This is a genomic window from Nonomuraea sp. NPDC000554, from assembly GCF_040300065.1.
GTDB lineage: Bacteria > Actinomycetota > Actinomycetes > Streptosporangiales > Streptosporangiaceae > Nonomuraea.
The window spans coordinates 52094-69652 of sequence record NZ_JBEPDC010000008.1 but is presented as its reverse complement, the minus strand read 5'-3'; the positions used below and the strand labels follow the sequence as shown (position 1 = coordinate 69652).

At 72.4% G+C, this 17559-nt stretch carries 11 protein-coding genes; 4 read left to right on the top strand and 7 right to left on the bottom strand.

The features are described 5' to 3' along the window. Positions 1–22: 22 nt before the first annotated feature. The 6 genes from ABT294_RS17480 to ABT294_RS17455 all read right to left on the bottom strand — a co-directional run bounded on the left by ABT294_RS17480 (position 23) and on the right by ABT294_RS17455 (position 7187). Positions 23–1051 (bottom strand): ABC transporter permease, encoded by a 1029-nt coding sequence (locus tag ABT294_RS17480; protein WP_350806756.1) that lies wholly within the window; start codon positions 1049–1051, stop codon positions 23–25. Then, the gene (locus tag ABT294_RS17475) at positions 1048–2568 is read right to left on the bottom strand and encodes a sugar ABC transporter ATP-binding protein (RefSeq protein WP_350806754.1); all 1521 of its coding nucleotides are present in this window, start codon (positions 2566–2568) and stop codon (positions 1048–1050) included. Before ABT294_RS17475 ends, ABT294_RS17480 begins: the two co-directional genes overlap by 4 nt. A gap of 325 nt (positions 2569–2893) precedes the next feature. Beyond that, the gene (locus ABT294_RS17470) at positions 2894–4180 is read right to left on the bottom strand and encodes an ROK family protein (protein WP_350806753.1); all 1287 of its coding nucleotides are present in this window, start codon (positions 4178–4180) and stop codon (positions 2894–2896) included. A gap of 345 nt (positions 4181–4525) precedes the next feature. Further along, complete coding sequence (locus tag ABT294_RS17465; protein ID WP_350806752.1) at positions 4526–4849, bottom strand: YybH family protein; 324 nt, start codon at positions 4847–4849, stop codon at positions 4526–4528. A 166-nt stretch (positions 4850–5015) separates the two neighbouring features. Next, on the bottom strand, positions 5016–6251 hold the full coding sequence (locus ABT294_RS17460; RefSeq protein WP_350806751.1) for an acyltransferase family protein: 1236 nt from the start codon (positions 6249–6251) through the stop codon (positions 5016–5018). Positions 6252–6284: 33 nt separating this feature from the next. Next, positions 6285–7187 carry an alpha/beta hydrolase gene (locus tag ABT294_RS17455; protein WP_350806749.1) on the bottom strand — a complete coding sequence of 301 codons (903 nt, stop codon included), beginning with the start codon at positions 7185–7187 and terminating at the stop codon, positions 6285–6287. Positions 7188–7635: 448 nt separating this feature from the next. Here ABT294_RS17455 and ABT294_RS17450 point away from each other — a divergent pair, with 448 nt between their 5' ends. Further along, a complete protein-coding gene (locus ABT294_RS17450) occupies positions 7636–8838 on the top strand; it encodes a sensor histidine kinase (RefSeq protein ID WP_350806748.1) in 1203 nt (400 codons plus the stop codon). Next, complete coding sequence (locus tag ABT294_RS17445; RefSeq protein WP_350806746.1) at positions 8835–9491, top strand: response regulator; 657 nt, start codon at positions 8835–8837, stop codon at positions 9489–9491. Before ABT294_RS17450 ends, ABT294_RS17445 begins: the two co-directional genes overlap by 4 nt. Before the next feature lie 108 nt (positions 9492–9599). On the opposite strand, the gene ABT294_RS17440 is transcribed toward ABT294_RS17445, so the two are convergent. Next, positions 9600–10508, bottom strand: a complete 909-nt coding sequence (locus ABT294_RS17440; RefSeq protein WP_350806744.1) for a LysR family transcriptional regulator — start codon at positions 10506–10508, stop codon at positions 9600–9602. A 98-nt stretch (positions 10509–10606) separates the two neighbouring features. Between ABT294_RS17440 and ABT294_RS17435 the strand changes: the two genes are divergently transcribed. Together ABT294_RS17435 and ABT294_RS17430 are read left to right on the top strand one after the other, a co-directional pair. Next, positions 10607–11344, top strand: a complete 738-nt coding sequence (locus tag ABT294_RS17435) for an SDR family oxidoreductase (RefSeq protein WP_350806743.1) — start codon at positions 10607–10609, stop codon at positions 11342–11344. 546 nt (positions 11345–11890) lie between these two features. Next, on the top strand, positions 11891–17428 hold the full coding sequence (locus tag ABT294_RS17430) for an ATP-binding protein (protein WP_350806741.1): 5538 nt from the start codon (positions 11891–11893) through the stop codon (positions 17426–17428). Positions 17429–17559: the final 131 nt, after the last annotated feature.

Below are 17559 nucleotides of genomic sequence, written 5' to 3'. Positions count from 1 at the left end.
TCCTTGCGAGGGGGGTGACGGGTCAGACGGGTGATCGCAGAGAGCGTCGCTGGAGCAGCACGGCCGCCACGATGATCAGACCCTTGGCGATCAGCTGGTCGCTGGTGTTGAGCCCGTTGAGGATGAACAGGTTGGTGATCACGGTGAAGATCAGCAGGCCGAGGATCGAGCCGATGATCGTGCCGCGCCCGCCGGTGAGGAGCGTGCCGCCGATGATCACTGCGGCGATGGCGTCCAGCTCGTACAGGTCGCCGTGGGTGGAGGAGCCGGTGGTCGTCCTCGCCATGATGAGCACCGCGGCGATGCCGCAACACAGCCCGGACAGCGCGTACAGCAGCATCGTGTGGCGCCGGACGTCGATGCCGGCCAGGCGGGCCGCCTCGGGGTTGCCGCCGACCGCGTACGTGCGGCGGCCGAACGTGGTCCGGTTGAGCAGCACCCACCCCAGCAACACCATGATCGCGAAGATGTACACCAGCACGGGGATGCCCAGCAGCCGGGTCGTCGACAGGTCCACGATCGCCTGGTTGCCCTGCTGTACGAGCTGGGTCTTGCGGTCGGACATCCGCTGGGCCAGGCCGCGGGCGGCCACCAGCATCGCCAGCGTGGCGATGAACGGCACCAGCCGCCCGTACGCGATGAGCAGGCCGTTGACCAGCCCGGCCCCCGTGCCCACGAGCACGGCGCAGACGATCATCATGAACGGGCCATAGGACTGGGTCGCCAGCGTGGTCGCCCAGACTGAGGCCAGCGCCATGACCGCGCCGACCGACAGGTCGATGCCACCGCCGATGATCACGAAGGTGGCGCCGACCGTGATGACGCCGATCGTGGCGGCCAGGGACAGGATGCTCACCAGGTTGGAGACGGTGGCGAAGGTATCGGGCGCCGTCACCAGCCCCACGGCGGACAGCAGCACCAGCGCGACGATCAGTCCCAGGTGCGGAATCCCTGTCAGCCCGGTCCGCAGTCTCCCGGCGGGAGCGGGTGTGCCCGCCTGGGCGGGGACGGTGCTCTGCCCACTCACCGCAGGCGCCGAAGGCTCGCTCATGCCGGAGCCCCTTCCATGATCATGTCGAGAATGTCGTGTTCGTCGAGGTCACGGGCGTCGCTCTCCTTGACGAGGCGTCCCTGGTTGATGACCAGCACTCGGTCGGCCAGCCCGAGCACCTCGGGCACCTCGCTGGAGACCAGCAGCACTCCGACGCCTTCGTCGGCCAGCCGGCGCACCACGGCGTAGAGCTCGGCCCTGGCGCCCACGTCCACGCCTCTCGTGGGCTCGTCCAGCAGCAGGAGCTTGCGGCCGTTGACCAGCCAGCGGGCCAGCACGGCCTTCTGCTGGTTACCGCCGGACAGGGTGCCGACCGGCCGGTCGGGGTCCGGAGGCCGGATGTCCAGCGCCCGCACCATGGCGCGGGCGTCCTCGGCCTCGCGGCGCCGGTCCATCCAGCTGAACCTGGAGTAGCGGCCCAGGCTGGCCAGCGAGATGTTGCGCGTGACGCTCTCGCCCAGCAGCAGCGCCTGGGCCTTGCGCTCCTCGGGGGCCAGACCCATGCCCAGCCGCACCGCGCCCGTCGTGCCGCGGCGGCGCGGGACGGGACGGCCCTCCAAGAAGACGCGCCCGGAGAAACGGCGCGCCCCGTAGACGGCCTCGATGATCTCTGAACGGCCCGAACCGACCAGGCCCGCCAGCCCTACGATCTCGCCGGCCCGCACCGAGAACGACAGGTCCCGGACTCGGCCGGGCACCGTCAGGCCCTCGACGCGCAGCACCTCCGCCCCCGGTTCGCGCGACGCTCGGGGCGGGAATACGTACTCGACGCTACGGCCGGTCATCAGCGAGACCACCTGGGACGTCGACGTCTGCTCGGCCGGGAGCCCGACTGCGACCGTGCGGCCGTCCTTGAGCACCGTGACACGGTCGCCGATCTCGCGGATCTCCTCCAGCCGGTGCGAGATGTAGATCACCGCCACGCCCTGCGACGTCAGCTCCCTGATGATGCGGAACAGGTTGCCGACCTCATCGTGCGCGAGAGCGGCCGACGGCTCGTCCATCACGATCAGCCGGGTGTCGTGGGAGAGCGCCCGAGCCATGCTCACCACCTGCTTGGCCACAGGCGAGAGCCGGCCCACCTCGGTGGTCGGGCGGATCTCCCCGTGTCCCAGCCTGGCCAGCAGCTCGCGGGTAGCCCGGTTGGCCGCACGCCGGTGGACGAACCCGAGCCGCGCGGGCTCGTGGCCGAGGAAGATGTTCTCCGCCACGCTGAGCCCGTCCACCAGGTCGAGCTCCTGGTAGATGGTGGAGATGCCGAGCCGGATCGCGGCCGTCGGGCTGGTCAGGCGGACTTCCTGGCCGCCGAAACTGATGCTGCCCTCGTCGGGCTGGTGCGCCCCCGCCAGGGTCTTGATGAGTGTGGACTTGCCCGCGCCGTTCTGGCCGAGCAGGCAGTGCACCTCCCCGGCACGGACGTCGAGGTCGACGCCGTCCAGGGCGCGCACGCCGGGGAACTGCTTGACGATTCCTCGCATGACGAGGAGGGACGCCGAGTCGGAAGATGACCGCGGCATAGGGGCCTCCTGGGGGGTGGGGCAGGCCGAGGGGTTGGATCCTGTCCGCTTGAAGCGGCGCCGACGGCACTGCCGCGACGCACCGAGGTCGGCGTTGACGCTGCCTACGCGACTCCGGTCAGCCGAACAGACGGACGGGACGTTCAGCGGGGGCGAGTAGAGGGTGTGGGATCCGGCACTGCGGAAGGCACCGCGGCCACGGCGCCCCTGTTTGGGCGGGAAGCGTGGCTCCGGACGAGTGGTCAGGCAGGCGGGACGGTCAGGGCGAGAGGGGACAGGGTGGGAGGTCGGGGAGGTGGGGTCTCGTTGTTGTGCTATCCAGGGCTCATGGCTGAGTGATGGCGATGGTGGTGGGGTCGGCGAGCACTCGTTCGATGGCGACACCTGCCGCCCCCCGCGAGGCAGCGCCGAAACCGAGATCGGAGGGGACGAACCTGCAGCGCTGTGTGGCTGCGGACACGCCGAGGCGTTCCAGCTCCGCCAGGGCGACAGGGATGAACCTGTCAGCGAGCCTGGCGAAATAGCCGCCCAGCACGATCACCCGTGGGTTGAACAGGTTGACCAGCAAGGCGGAGCCGCGGCCGAGCCACCGGCCTACGTGCGTGACGGCCGCGTCGACCCGAGGATCCCCCTCGGCCCGCCGCTGCTCGATGTCGGCGAGCCGTTCCTCCGGATCACGGACGACGTGTCGGCTCGTCCCGTAGGCGTGGTCGGGAGTGGCCATGCGGACCAGCGCGGCGAGCCCCACCTTGGTCTCCCAGCAGCCGATGCGTCCGCAGCCGCATCGCTCGCCTTCGGGGTCGACCACCATATGGCCTACCTCGCCCGCGAACCCGTCGGCGCCGTTCAGCAGCCGGCCGCCTGAGATCACGCCGCCGCCGACGCCCACCTCTCCGGTGAGGTAGACCAGGTCGGATGTTCCCGCGGCGACACCGGAGGTGTACTCGGCCAGCGCGGCGAGGTTGGCGTCGTTGTCCACCGCCACGGGTACGGTCTGCGGGATGCCGGCGCGCGACAGCCGCTCGGCTACTGCCACCTCGTGCCAGCCCAGGTTCGGGGCGAAGACGACGGTGCCCGTGGTCGTGTCGATCAGACCGGGGACGGCCACCGTGATCCCCGCCAGTACGACACCGAGCCGGTCGAGGTCGGCCATGGCGCGCTCGACCGCCCGGGTCAGCTCGTCCAGCGAGCGTTCCGGGCCGGATCCCATGGCGTCGAAGCTGATGCGCCGGTCGATGAGGACCCTGCCGGCCAGGTCGGTGACGAAGGCGGCGATGTAGTCGACATTGACCTCCACGCCCAGAGCGCCCACCCGCGAGCCGTCGAGGACGAGCGCGAGGCCCGGCCGACCGACTGAGCCCGCGTGCTGCGGCCCCGCTTCCTTGACCAGTCCGCGCGCTTGCAGCTCGCTCACCAGGCTGGTGACAGTGGTTTTGTTCAACCCCGTCTCGACGGCGACAGCCGAGCGGGCGCAGGGGCCGTGATCGCTCACGTGCCGCAGGACCAGGGCAAGGTTGGAGCGGCGCACGCTGGCCTGGTCCGCGGGGGTTCCCGCAGATCTGGTGCGACTCGTCGGGTCCGCGATGCGGCCGCCGCCCCTGTTCTGGTTCACACCACGCTCCAATTAGTTTGGATGGCTGGCCAAATTAAAGGCATCCGCCCTTGATCGAGGCAAGTGAAAAATCGTTTCAAAGAATGTAACGTTTCGGCAACGTAAGCCGACTTCGGCGGTGACCTGCGGTAGGCGCCGAACCCGAGGGCGCATCCGACATCTGCCGCCGCCCATGCCCGTGAGATAGACGAGGTCGGGCGTGCCCGCCCGGGTTCCTGGTGGTCTACCTGTATCCGATCTGGCCTGCCGCGGCGGTGGTGGTCGCGCTCGCCCGGGTTCGCCCCGCACGTCCATGACCATCCCGGTGATCGTCGTGGCGTGCGGGGCGGCTACCGGCTTCCTTCGTCAGGCGGTGCCATGGGGGTTGTCGATGACGTAGCGCCACTGGCCGTCCGAACCGCGCCGGACGACGTCGGTGGCGGTCCCGCTCATGTCGACGGCGCTGCCGTCCCGCGCGGTGCCGCGAATCGACCAGTCCACGATGAGCAGCGCGATGTCACCCGCGACGTAGGCGTGCCGGGGACGCGCCTCGATCGGCAGGCCCAGGCTCTGCAGGTGCTCGTTGGCGGCGAACCGCGCCGCACCGGTGACGGGATGGCCGGGCACTGGGACGAGGACGCCTTCGTCCTCGTAGGCGCGGTCGATGGCGTCGGGGTCGCCGGAGTTCATGGCTGCCACGAAGAGTGAAGCCGGGCTGCCGGGGTCACCTGTGAGGACCATGCGAGGCTGTGAAGTGTCATGACTGTTCATGACAAAATGATCATATCACAGCTTGTGGTTCACTGGGGTCCCGTCCTGAGACGTCCATGGCGGGCGTGAGCCGCGGGACGCCGTCCTAGGCGTGCCGCGCAGTCGGAGAATCGGCGGGCGGACGTTCGCGTACGGTCGTGGCCCCGCCGCGCGTCTGCGGACGTCCCTGCTCGTACGTGCGGAACGCGGCCCAGCACACCAGCAGCGCCACCGCGAACGCCGGAAGCCAGGCCAGCCGGGCGAGCACCCAGCCGAACCCGTCCGGGACGGTGTGCAGGCCCGGCAACACCCCCGCGAGCAGGCCGATCGCGGTGACCGCGATCATCGCGGTCTGGTGCCAGAGGAAGACGGTCATCGCGGACAGGTTCACCAGCGCCACCGCCGCCCACGCGGCAGGGCGGCGCAGCGCCCGGCGCAGCGGGCCGAGCAGCAGCAGCGCCGCCCCACACTGGGCGAGCCCGAAGGTCACGGCCGCGAGGGTGGGCGGGTCCAGGTTCGAGACGGCGGCGCCGGGCACCCCGACCATGGCGGCCGGGTACCCACCCCACAGGACCAGCCCGGCGCTGGCGGCGGCCCCACCGAGCAGCAGCGCCCACCCGCCCGCACGGCTGGTCAGCCCTCCCATGACCCAGGCCGCACGGCTGGTCAGCCCTCCCTTGGCCCAGGCCGCATGGCCACGCTCCGCACTTCTCGCCCAGGCCGCCCCCAGGCAGTACGGCACCAGCCAGCCGGCCGCCACGTTGACCCAGCCGAGCCAGGCGGGGCCGCCCAGACCGAGCCGGAAGAGGTCGACGAGCGCGACGACGGCGAGCGGCACGACCGGGTGCAACCTGGCGGCCAGCGGCGTCACCGCCGTCAGCACGGCGAAGACCAGCAGGAACCACAGAGGCGACAGCACCAGCTTGACCAGCGTGCGCACGGCCTCCGCATCGGCCCCGGACGCCAGCATCGCGCCCGCCGCCGCCGTCCACACCACCAGCACGGCCGCGACCGGCCTGAACAGCCGGGACATCCGAGCCCCGAGCCACCGCCCGTACGTCCCGCCCCTGGCACGGGCGGACGCGTAGCCATTCGCCCCCACGTGCCCGCCCACCAGGAAGAACACCGCCAGGGTCTGGAACACCCAGGAGACCGGGGTGAGTTGCGGCAGCTGGCGCAGGGGGCTGGCGCCGCGCACCGTGCCGCTGTCGACGACCAGGGCCGTCACCAGCCAGTGGCCGAGCACCACGCCGAGGATGGCCAGGGCGCGCAGCGCGTCGACGCCACGGTCGCGGTCGGGCGGGGTCGCCGCGTCGATGCCCCTGATGTCGATGCCACTCATTGCGCTGCCCCTGATGTCACTACCCTGATGAGGTCACGCATCGCGGCCCACCTCGGTCGGAGCCTGGCCGGAGACGATCCGGGCGATGTTCCTCAGCGGCAGCGAGCCGAGCTTCAGGTAGTCGCTGTGGCCGCCGTCGCCCGCCGCGAACACTCGGGCGCCGAACCGCGGGGAGACCGGGTCCACGCCGAACCCGAAGGTGGTGAACGGCAGGTGGAGCCGCGTGTGCGGGATCGCGGCGATCCAGTCGCCGGAGCCCCGGCCCGCCCAGACGGTCGCCCGGGTGCGCAGCGCGGCGGCGTTGTCGACGGTGACCCCGGCGCTGCCGTACAGGACGATGTTCGCGACGTCCAGCCCGGGCGCGGCCCTGCCGCAGACCACGGACCCGTAGGAGTGGCACAGCATGGAGATGCGGGCGGCGGGCAGGGCCGCGCCCAGCTCCCGCACGAACGCGCGCAGGGCGGGGGCGGCCTCGTCGGCACGGCCGGGCGTCGCCGCCTGGAAGCTCACGGTGCTCGGCGTCCGGTATCCGAGCCAGGCGATCACCGCGGACCGGTCGCCGAGCGCCTGCTGCAGCCTGATGGAGCCGCCTCGCAGGAGTCCGTACTTGTCGAGGTTGGTGTCGGAGCCGGGGACCAGCACGGCGATCCGCTCGGCCCGCGACAGCTCGCCGAAGACCTCGACGGTGCGGCCGCCGTCGCGGCCGTCGAAGGACAGGAACCGCCGCGACGGGTCCGCCATGGCGCGCAGCATCGCGGCCCGGCCCTGGTGACCGTTGCGGGCGGCCATCTGCTCGGCCGCCAGGATGGCGGCGTGGCTGGCGGCGTACCGCTCGGCCAGGGCCGCGGGGGTCGCGGACCGCAGCAGGGGCTGGACAGGCGGGACGGGCGCCGGAACGGACGCGGAGCGCGCCGCACCCGCCACCGGCACGGCCACCGACGCGACGACGAGCGCGGCAAGCAGCCCACGGCGCAGACGCCCCCCGCGCCGGTCACCGCGCAGACGCCCCCGGCGTGGGTGCGGCTCCAGGCCCGCGCGGCTCCCGCCTGAATACGGCGCCCGATCGGCGCGCCCTCCGCTTGGATACGGCACCCAATCAGCACGATCCCCGCCTGAATACGGCAACCGGTCGGCGCGCCCCCCGTGCGGGTGCGGCGCCGGGCCGGATGTCCGCCGCGTTCCGTTGGGGGCGCTGTCAGGGCCGGGGACCCCGGCATGGGCCGTGCAGGTCGGTTCGTTGGCTTCGATCACCGGAACGACGGTGCCGCAGGGCGGCGTCGCACCACATCGGACCGCTGGTGGCTTTTGCGGGAGCGCAGGTGGACCATGGATGTACAACCAGGGTCTGATGCCTGGTCGAAGGCCACGTCGCTACGATCTGCCCATGCACGTCACACCACCGCTCCCCCTGCTCAAGCGGGTGCCTCCCGGCGCCTGGACGGCCTTGACCTGGTGTGCGGGGCTGGCGTTCACGTTCCTCGTACGGGTCAGGCTGCCCGGCGAGGCGGAGCCCGCCGTGCCCGCCGGCGTCCTGGTCTACCGGTGGGACGGCTTGGTGTTCCTGGCGGTGGCCACCGCCCTGGCGCTGGCCGGCAGCGCTCGGCTGCACCGCCGACCGCTCCAGGCCATGGTCCTGTTGCTCGCCGCCTCGGCCATCGCCCCCGTCCCTCTGGGCGTGGGGGAGATCCCACTGGCCCAGTTCCTGGCGGTCGATGTCGCGCTGTACTTCATCGCGGCGACCAGGCCGCGCCGGGCCGGGGTCGTCGCCGTCGCCATGGCGCTCGCCGTGCTGGCCGGTTACCTGACCATGCGGCTGCTGTTCGGCTGGGTCATCGGAACCTCGGCGGAGCTGGCCGTGGGCATGACGGCCGTCATCGCCTGGCTGGTGGGCCATTCGGTGCACCAGGCCCGCGAGTACGCCGAGAGGCTGAACACCGAGGCCACGGCCCAGGCGGTCACCGGCGAGCGGCTCCGCATCGCGCGCGAGTTGCACGACGCGGTCGCGCACAGCATCGGCGTCATCGCCCTGCAGGCCGGCGCGGCACGGCGGGTCATCGACACGCAGCCGGTGCGGGCGCGCGACGCGCTGGGCGAGATCGAGACGGTCGGCAGGCAGACGCTGTCCGGGCTGCGCCGGACCCTCGGCGCGCTCCGTGAGGGGGAACCGGAACATGGGGCGCCGGCGGCGTCCGATCCGGGGCTCGGCCTGGCCGACGTCGACCGGCTGGCCGCCACGACGACAGATGCGGGAGTCCACGTCGACGTGCGGTGGCGGGGCGAGATGCGTCCGATGCCCGCGGAGATCGACGTGTCCGCCTACCGCATCATCCAGGAGGCGGTCACCAACGTGGTCCGCCATGCGGGCACCCGTTCGTGCCAGGTGTCCATCGACTACCGCGACGAGGAGCTCTCCATCGAGGTCCTCGACAGCGGCCGCGGCCGCGGCGGCGCCAGGGTGAGCGGGTACGGCCTGGTCGGGATGCGCGAGCGGGTCGGCCTGCTGCGCGGGGAGTTCTCCGCCGGGCCGCGCCCCGAGGGCGGCTTCCGGGTGGCGGCCCGCCTGCCCGTCCCGGCGGGGGTCCGATGACCGTCCGCGTCGTGCTCGCCGACGATCAGCCTCTGGTCCGCACCGCCCTGCGGATGGTCATCGCCGACGCCCCCGACCTCGAGGTCGTCGGAGAGGCCGGCACCGGCGCGGAAGCGGTCCAGCTGGCCGAGAACGTCCACCCCGACGTCGTGGTGATGGACATCCGCATGCCCGGCATGGACGGCATCGACGCCACCCGCCTGATCACCGCGGGCACCGGCGGAGCCCACGTCATCGTCCTGACCACCTTCGACGACGACGACCACGTCTACGGCGCGCTGCGCGCCGGCGCGTCCGGGTTCCTTGTCAAGGACATGGCCCTCGACGACATCCTCGCGGCGATCCGCGTCGTCGCCGCCGGCGACGCCCTGATCGCGCCGAGCGTCACCCGCCGGCTGATCGAGGAGTTCGCGGGACGCCCCGCGTCCGCCCCGCGCCACCGTCCGCTCGACGGCATCACCGAGCGGGAGCGCGAGGTGCTGACCCTCGTCGGGCACGGCAGGTCCAACACCGAGATCGCCGCCGACCTGTTCATCAGCGTCGCCACCGTCAAGACGTACGTGACGCGGCTGCTCGCCAAGCTCGACGCCCGCGACCGGGTCCAGCTCGTCATCATCGCCTACGAGGCCGGCCTGGCGTCGCCGTCCCGATGATCGCCCTCTGAGATCCTCGAAGCGGCACGGCGACCCGCGGGCTACCGGCGGCCTGCTCGGCGCCGCGTCGGGTGACGCCCAGATGACGCCGCGGCCACCGATCAGACGTCACGACTGGAGTTCGGCCGTGATCGGCTCGGGGACGGGAACTCCGTTGCGGCGGATGTCGGCGGCGAACCGGCGCACGAGAGTGTCGCTGGGGTTGGCGACGAGCGCGATCACCTCGCGGGTGAGCTGCGGCTGGAGGCGGCGGAGGGCTCCTGGGAAGGGGCTGGTGAGCGCGGTGGTCGGGACGAGCGCGACGCCGATGCCGGCACCGGCCAGCTGTGCCGCGGTGGCCGCCTGCCGGGTACGCGTGACGGCGGTCAGGGTGACCCCGTGCCCGGCGGCGACGGTGTCTAGCCAGCCGCCGAGCCCGTTGTCGGGGTGGTATCCGACGACGGGCTCCTCGGCGAGCTGGGCGAAGGTCACGCCGGATGTGCCCGCGGCCAGCGGGTGCTCGGGATGCATGGCCGCGACGATCTCCTCGGTTCCGATCACGACGGTGTGCCCGGCCCATCGGGTGGGGCGCGGGCCGAGGGCGATGTCGGCCTCCTCGGCCTCGACGAGCCGGGCGAGCGTGTCAGCGCTGGTGGTCTCGGTCAGCGCCAGCCGCACATCGGGGCGCAGGCGTCGCCAGGTGCGCAGGACAGGTGCCAGCAGCCCGGCCGTCATGCTCTCCGCGCAGGCGATGCGCAGCAGGCCGGCCGAGCCGCGGGCGGCCTCGCGTCCGGCGTGCACGGCCCGGCCGGCGGCCAGCAGCGCGGCTCGCGCGTCGTCGGCCATGGCCCGGCCCGCGGCGGTCGGCCGCACTCCCCGGGGGAGGCGCTCGACGACGGGCGCGCCGATCTCCCGTTCGAGCGCGGCCAGCTGATGCGACAGCGCGGGCTGGGACATGTGCAGGCGGGTGGCCGCCTTGGTGATCGATCCCGCGTCGAGCACGGCGAGAAGGCATTCCAGGGCTCGCAACGTAGCCATTCGCTCATCTTATGGCAGGCATCAAAACTATGCGGATCACGAAGGGATGAGAGCTGGGGATGCGACGTGCTGAAAGGAGCGACACCAAGGAGGAGCACATGACAACCCAGTTGGCCGGCAAGAGGCTCGTCGTCGTCGGAGGCGGTTCGGGGATCGGGCGGGAGATCGCGGCGCAGGCCGCCGCCGCCGGCGCGATCGTCACGCTCGCGGGGCGCGACCCGGCCCGTGTGGAGGCCGCCGCGTCCAGGATCGGAAACGGCGTCGGCGCGGCGCGCGTGGATCTCGGCGACGAGGCGTCGATCCGCGCGCTGGCCGAGCAGGTCGGGGAGCTCGACTACCTGGTCTCGCTCGCCGCGGCGCACGCCAACGGCCCGGTCGGCGAGCTGGACAGGACGGCGGTCGCCGGCGCGTTCGACGCCAAGGTGATCGGCCCGATCATGCTCGCCAAGCATCTCGCGCCGCGGTTCGCCGCGGGCGGGGCCATGCTCCTGTTCTCGGGTTTCGTGGCATGGCGGCCGTCACCTGGCCTTTCCGTGATGGCCACGACGAACGGGGCGGTCAGCTTCCTGGCCGCGGCTCTGGCCGTGGAGCTCGCGCCGGTCCGCGTCAACGCCCTCTCCCCCGGCGTGGTGGATTCCGGCGCATGGGACCGGATGGGCGCGGAGAAGGACGCCTTCTTCCGCGACGTCGCCGTCCGAAACCCCGCCAGACGGGTCGGACAGCCCGCCGACATCGCGGCCGCGGCGCTCATGGCGCTGACCAACCCGTTCCTGACCGGCACCACGCTGCACGTGGACGGCGGCGGACGCCTGGAGGTGCCGTCAGCGAACGCGTGACCAGCCGCCGAACGCGGCCGATCCCTCCGCTGACCTCGGGTGATACCCGGCCGCTTCGCCCGGCGCGCCGGCGAACGCCGCCGCCTGCCGAAGCGGCGCGAGCCGTGTCGCGCCGGGTGATCCGGTCGCGGTCGCCACTCTGGACGACGTCCCCGAGGCCGACCTGCTCATCGTGGCCGGCGCGGGTGACTGGCCCGCCATGCCCCTCGCCCCGCAAGCTTCGGGGGACGGGAGCCGTGGCACCGGTTCCGCGCTGATCAGGAGTGGTCGGCGAGCCTGAGGGGAATGTGCTGACGATCGCGGACCGGGGTTTGATGTGAGCACACCGCAGGGTGCAGGCGTGTTTGTGGCAGACCTTGCGTGAAACGGCGGCCGGGCGGTGTGGCCGACTCGCCTTTTGTGGGATTCCCACAACGCATCCGCTCCGCCATGCGCGATGCGGGACATTGGTGAACCCGGCGGATATCGAGCAGGGTAGAGATAGGTGCAGGCGACGCTCCCCCCGGACGTCGCCTGCTGCGCGTGGGAAATGGGGAGGCTCAGCCGGTGTTCAGTCGTGTCGCCATCGTCAACCGTGGAGAGGCTGCGATGCGGCTCATTCACGCCGTCCGGGATCTTTCAGCGGAGACCGGGGCGCGAATCGAGACGGTCGCCCTCTACACCGACGCTGACCGCAACGCGACCTTCGTCCGTGAAGCGGACGTCACCTACCCGCTGGGGCCCGCCTCGGCCCGCCCGTACCTCGACCACGCCGTCCTGGAGCGGGCGCTGGTGGAGACCGGGGCCGACGCCGCGTGGGTCGGCTGGGGGTTCGTCGCCGAGGACCCGGCGTTCGCCGAGTTGTGCGAGAAGATCGGCGTCACCTTCGTCGGTCCGAGCGCGGAGGCGATGCGCAAGCTCGGCGACAAGATCGGCGCCAAGCTCATCGCCGAGGAGGTCGGCGTCCCGGTCGCGCCGTGGAGCCGCGGCGAGGTCGCCACCCTCGAGGACGCGCTGCGCGCCGGCGACGAGATCGGCTACCCCCTGATGCTCAAGGCGACCGCGGGCGGCGGCGGGCGCGGCATCCGCATGGTCGCCTCGAAGGAGGATCTGACCGACGCCTACGAGCGCACCAGCCAGGAGGCGCTACGTGCGTTCGGCTCCGGCGTGGTCTTCCTGGAGCGCTTGGTCACCGGCGCCCGGCACGTCGAGGTCCAGGTCATCGCTGACGGGCAGGGCACCGCGTGGGCGCTGGGCGTCCGGGACTGCTCGGTGCAGCGGCGCAACCAGAAGATCATCGAGGAGTCCGCCTCCCCGGTCCTGGCGATCGAGCAGGCTGCCGAGCTGAAGGCGTCAGCCGAGCGGCTCGCCGTGGCCGTCGGCTACCGCGGCGCCTGCACCGTCGAGTTCCTCTACCACCCCGGCGCGAAGCTATTCGCCTTCCTCGAGGTCAACACCCGGCTGCAGGTCGAACACCCGATCACCGAGATCACTACCGGCACCGACCTGGTCCGGCTGCAGCTGCACGTGGCGAACGGCGGGAGGCTGGAAGGCGCCCAGCCGGGCGAGGCCGGCCACGCCATCGAGGCCCGGCTCAACGCCGAGGACCCCGACCGTGACTTCGCGCCCGCCCCGGGCCGCATCGCGCGCCTGGTGCTGCCGGCCGGGCCCGGCATCCGCGTGGACACCGGCGTCAGCGAGGGCGACACCATCCCGGCCGACTTCGACTCGATGATCGCGAAGATCATCGCCTACGGCCGCGACCGCGAACAGGCGCTGGGCCGGCTGCGCCGCGCGATGGCCGAGACCACCGTGATCATCGAGGGTGGCGCCACCAACAAGAGCTTCGTGCTCGACCTCCTCGACCAGCCCGAGGTCATCGACGCGAGCGCCGACACCGGCTGGATCGACCGCGTGCGCGCCGAGGGCCGCCTGGTCAGCCACCGGCACTCCGCGATCGCCCTGGCCGCCGCCGCGATCGAGGCCTACCAGGACGAGGAGGAGGTCAGCCGTCAGCGGCTGCTGTCCACCGCGTACGGCGGGCGCCCGCAGGTGCAGCACGACTCGGGCCGTCCGCTGGACCTCAAGCTCCGCGGCGTCGGCTACCGGGTGAGTGTGGCCCGGGTCGGGCACAGGCGGTTCCGCGTCGGCGTCTCCGGCGGCGGTGCCGTGCACCCGGCGGACGTCGAGGTGGAGCGCTTCGACGCGCACAGCGGCCAGATCGTGGTCAACGGCCGCCGGTTCCGGCTGGTGTCGGCCACCCACGGGCCGATCCACCTGGTCGAGGTCGACGGCGTCACGCACCGGATCAGCCGCGACGACGGCGGTGTCGTCCGCTCCCCCGCGCCCGCGCTGGTGGTCGCGACGCCGTTGTCGGTCGGCGACGAGGTCGAGCCGGGCGCGCCGATCGTGGTGCTGGAGAGCATGAAGATGGAGACGGTGCTGCGCGCGCCGTTCCGCGCCCGTGTCCGTGAGTGCCCGGTGTCGGTGGGCAGCCAGGTCGAGACCGGCGCGCCGCTGATGCGGCTGGAGCCGCTGCCCGACGAGCGCGCCGAGGAGACGGAGTCGGCCGCCGAGGCCGTCGAGATCGAACTGCCCGCGGAGCCCGCGGGGGCGTCCGCGGGCGAGCGCGTCGAGCGCGGCCTGCAGGACCTGCGCAGCCTGCTGCTCGGCTTCGACGTCGACCCGCACGACCACAAGCGGGTGCTGTCGGCGTACCTGGACGCGCGCGCCGAACTGGGCGGGCGGCCGCACGAGGGCGAGCTGGACCTGCTCACCCTGTTCGCCGACCTGTCCGAGCTGAGCCGCAACAAGCCGGGCGGCGAGCTCGACGTCGAGCCGGGCAGCCCGGTGCACAGCCCGCGCGAGTTCTTCCACAGCTACCTGCAGAGCCTCGACGTCGAGCGCGCCGGCGTCACTGAAAGCTTCCGGGCCACGCTCACCAAGGTCCTCGCCCACTACGGCATCGACGGCCTCGACCGCACGCCGGAGCTGGAGGCCGCGGTCTTCCGGATCTTCCTGGCCCAGCAGCGGATGAGCACCGACGTCGCGATCGTGTCGGAGCTGCTGCGCCGGTGGCTGGCCGGCGTGCCGCCGCTCGAGTCGTTCGGCAAACGCGCCGCGCTCACCCTCGAGTACCTGGTCGAGGCCACGCAGGTGCGCTTCCCCACGGTGTCCGACCTGGCCCTCGGCGTGGTGTTCCGCTGGTTCACCCAGCCGCTGCTGCGCCGCAACCGCGCCCAGGTCTACGCCGCGGTGCGCGACGAGCTGCGTTACCTGGACCGCGACCCGGACGCGCCGGACCGCGCCGAGCGGATCCAGAACATGGTGGCCAGCGCCGAGCCGCTGGTCCGGCTGATCGGCCAGCAAATCGGGCGGCTCGGACGGGACCACGCGCCGCTGCTGGAAGTGCTGACCCGCCGCTACTACGGCAACCGCGGGCTGTCCGAGGTCACCGCGCGGGAGGCCGCGGGCTGCCGGTTCGTCACCGCCGAGCACACCGGCTCACGCGGCGTGACCCGCGTGGTCACCACCGCCGTCGACATCACCGCCCTGCCCGACGCCATCGGCGCCGTCGGCTCGTTCGCCGCCGACGTCGCCGAGCGCGGGCTGGTCGCCGACCTCTACGTCACGTGGGAGGACCAGCCGGACGCCGACGCGATGGCGGTGCGCCTCGGACAGCTCCTCGCCGAGCACCCGCAGCCCGCGGGCGTCCGGCGGATCACCACCACCGTCGTCGGCACCAGCGGCGCCGTGATGCACCACCACTTCACCTTCCGGCCCGACGGAGCTCGCGGCGCGGGCTTCGCCGAGGACCGGCTGATCCGCGGCCTGCACCCGCAGATCGCGCAGCGCCTGCAGCTGCAGCGGCTGCGCGAGTTCGACCTCACCCGGCTGCCGTCCGCGGACGAGGAGATCTACCTGTTCAAGGCCGTCGCGCGCAGCAACCCAGCGGACGAGCGGCTCATCGCGATGGGCCAGGTCCGAGACCTGACGCCGCTGCGCGAGGCTGACGGCACGCTGGTCGCGCTGCCCGCGGTGGAGGACGCGATCACCGCGTGCCTGGACGCGATCCGCAACATCCAGGCGCAGCGCCCCCAGAACAAGCGGTTCGACACCAACCGGATCATGATGTACGTCTGGCCGTCGACCGAGCTGTCCACCGACGAGCTGAACGCGCTGGTCCAGCGCGTCCTGCCGACCACGGCGGGAGCGGGGCTGGAGGAGGTCCAGTTCGTGGCCCGCCAGCGCAACTCCGCAGGCGAGCTGACCGAGGTCGCCGTGCGGATCACGCTCGACCCGGGCCACGGCGCGAGCCTGCACGTCGGCGCGCCGTCAACGGAGCCGGTGCAGCCGCTGGACGACTACCGCCAGAAGGTGCTGCGCGCGGCCCGGCGCGGGAACGTCTACCCGTACGAGCTGACCGGCCTGCTCGCCGGGCCCGAGGGCGGCTTCGTCGAGCACGACCTCGACGAGCACGGCGCGCTCGTGCCGGTGGACCGGCCGAAGGGGAAGAACTCCGCGGCGATCATCGCGGGCGTCGTCACGACGCCGACCGAGCGGCACCCCGAAGGCGTCACCCGCGTGGTCCTGCTCGGCGACCCGACGAAGGCGCTGGGCGCGCTGTCGGAGCCGGAGTGCTCCCGGGTGATCGCCGCGCTCGACCTCGCCGAGCGGATGCGGGTCCCGCTGGAGTGGTTCGCGCTGTCGGCAGGCGCGCGGATCTCGATGACCTCGGGCACCGAGAACATGGACTGGGTCGCGGCCGCGCTCAAGCGGATCGTCACGTTCACCCAGGACGGCGGTGAGATCAACATCGTGGTCGCCGGGATCACCGTCGGCGCCCAGCCGTACTGGAACGCCGAAGCGACGATGCTCATGCACACCAGGGGCATCCTGGTGATGACGCCGGACTCGACGATGGTCCTCACCGGCAAGCAGGCGCTGGACTTCTCCGGCGGCGTGTCGGCCGAGGACAACTTCGGCATCGGCGGCTACGACCGCGTCATGGGGCCGAACGGCCAGGCGCAGTACTGGGCGCCCAACCTGCCGGCCGCCCGCGACGTGCTGATGGCGCACTACGACCACACCTACGTCGTGCCCGGCGAGACGACGCCGCGGCGGGCCCACACCATCGACCCGGTCGACCGCGACGTCTCCGAGTTTCCGCACGCGATCGCCGGCAGCGACTTCACCACCGTCGGCCAGATCTTCTCGGCCGAGCACAACCCCGACCGCAAGAAGCCGTTCGACATCCGCACGGTGATGCGCGCCCTGTCCGACCAGGATCACCCGGTGCTGGAGCGCTGGGCAGGCATGGCCGACGCGGACACGTCCGCGGTGCAGGACGTGCACATCGGCGGCCGGCCGGTCTGCCTGATCGGCATCGAGTCACGGTCGGTGCCGCGGCGCGGCTTCCCGCCCACTGACGGGCCGGACACCTACACCGCGGGCACGCTGTTCCCGCGGTCGTCGAAGAAGACCGCGCGGGCGATCAACTCGGCGTCCGGCAACCGGCCGCTGGTGGTGCTGGCGAACCTGTCCGGATTCGACGGTTCGCCGGAGTCGATGCGCAAGCTCCAGCTGGAGTACGGCGCGGAGATCGGCCGGGCGATCGTCAACTTCGACGGGCCGATCGTGTTCTGCGTGATCTCCCGCTACCACGGCGGCGCGTTCGTGGTGTTCTCCAAGGCGCTCAACCCGAACATGACCGTGCTGGCGCTGGAGGGCTCGTTCGCCTCGGTGCTCGGCGGTGCCCCGGCGGCTGCCGTGGTGTTCTCCGGTGAGGTGAACAACCGCACCGCGACCGACCCGCGGGTGACCGAGCTGCAGACGCAGGTCTCGGCGGCCGGCGGCGCCGAGCGGGCGGCGCTGAGCGCCCAGCTCGCCGAGGTGCAGTCCACCGTCCGGGCGGAGAAGCTCGGCGAGGTCGCCGCCGAGTTCGACCGGGTGCACAGCATCCAGCGCGCGGTCGAGGTCGGCTCGGTGGACGCGATCATCAGCGCCGCCGAGCTGCGGCCGCGGATCATCGAGGCCATCGAGCAGGGAATGGCCCGTGTGGCGGACTCGTCCCGTGTCGACACTGTGACCGCCACCCTCGCCTGAAAGGCGCGACCGCGCGCGATCGGACACCTCGCCGGGCCGGACACGGCGCGCCCGAGGCCGGCCGTGCGGGCGCGCGGCGCCCGGAGGTGGAGGCGCGCCGGTCGGCGAGGAACATCCGCCGGCTGGTGCGG

Excerpts from the sequence above, each read along its gene's own strand:
- ABT294_RS17460 (WP_350806751.1), bottom strand. The coding sequence starts at position 6,251 with ATGAGTGGCATCGACATCAGGGGCATCGACGCGGCGACCCCGCCCGAC.
- ABT294_RS17440 (WP_350806744.1), bottom strand. The coding sequence starts at position 10,508 with ATGGCTACGTTGCGAGCCCTGGAATGCCTTCTCGCCGTGCTCGACGCG.
- ABT294_RS17450 (WP_350806748.1), top strand. The coding sequence starts at position 7,636 with ATGCACGTCACACCACCGCTCCCCCTGCTCAAGCGGGTGCCTCCCGGC.
- ABT294_RS17435 (WP_350806743.1), top strand. The coding sequence starts at position 10,607 with ATGACAACCCAGTTGGCCGGCAAGAGGCTCGTCGTCGTCGGAGGCGGT.
- ABT294_RS17480 (WP_350806756.1), bottom strand. The coding sequence starts at position 1,051 with ATGAGCGAGCCTTCGGCGCCTGCGGTGAGTGGGCAGAGCACCGTCCCC.
- ABT294_RS17465 (WP_350806752.1), bottom strand. The coding sequence starts at position 4,849 with ATGAACTCCGGCGACCCCGACGCCATCGACCGCGCCTACGAGGACGAA.
- ABT294_RS17475 (WP_350806754.1), bottom strand. The coding sequence starts at position 2,568 with ATGCCGCGGTCATCTTCCGACTCGGCGTCCCTCCTCGTCATGCGAGGA.
- ABT294_RS17445 (WP_350806746.1), top strand. The coding sequence starts at position 8,835 with ATGACCGTCCGCGTCGTGCTCGCCGACGATCAGCCTCTGGTCCGCACC.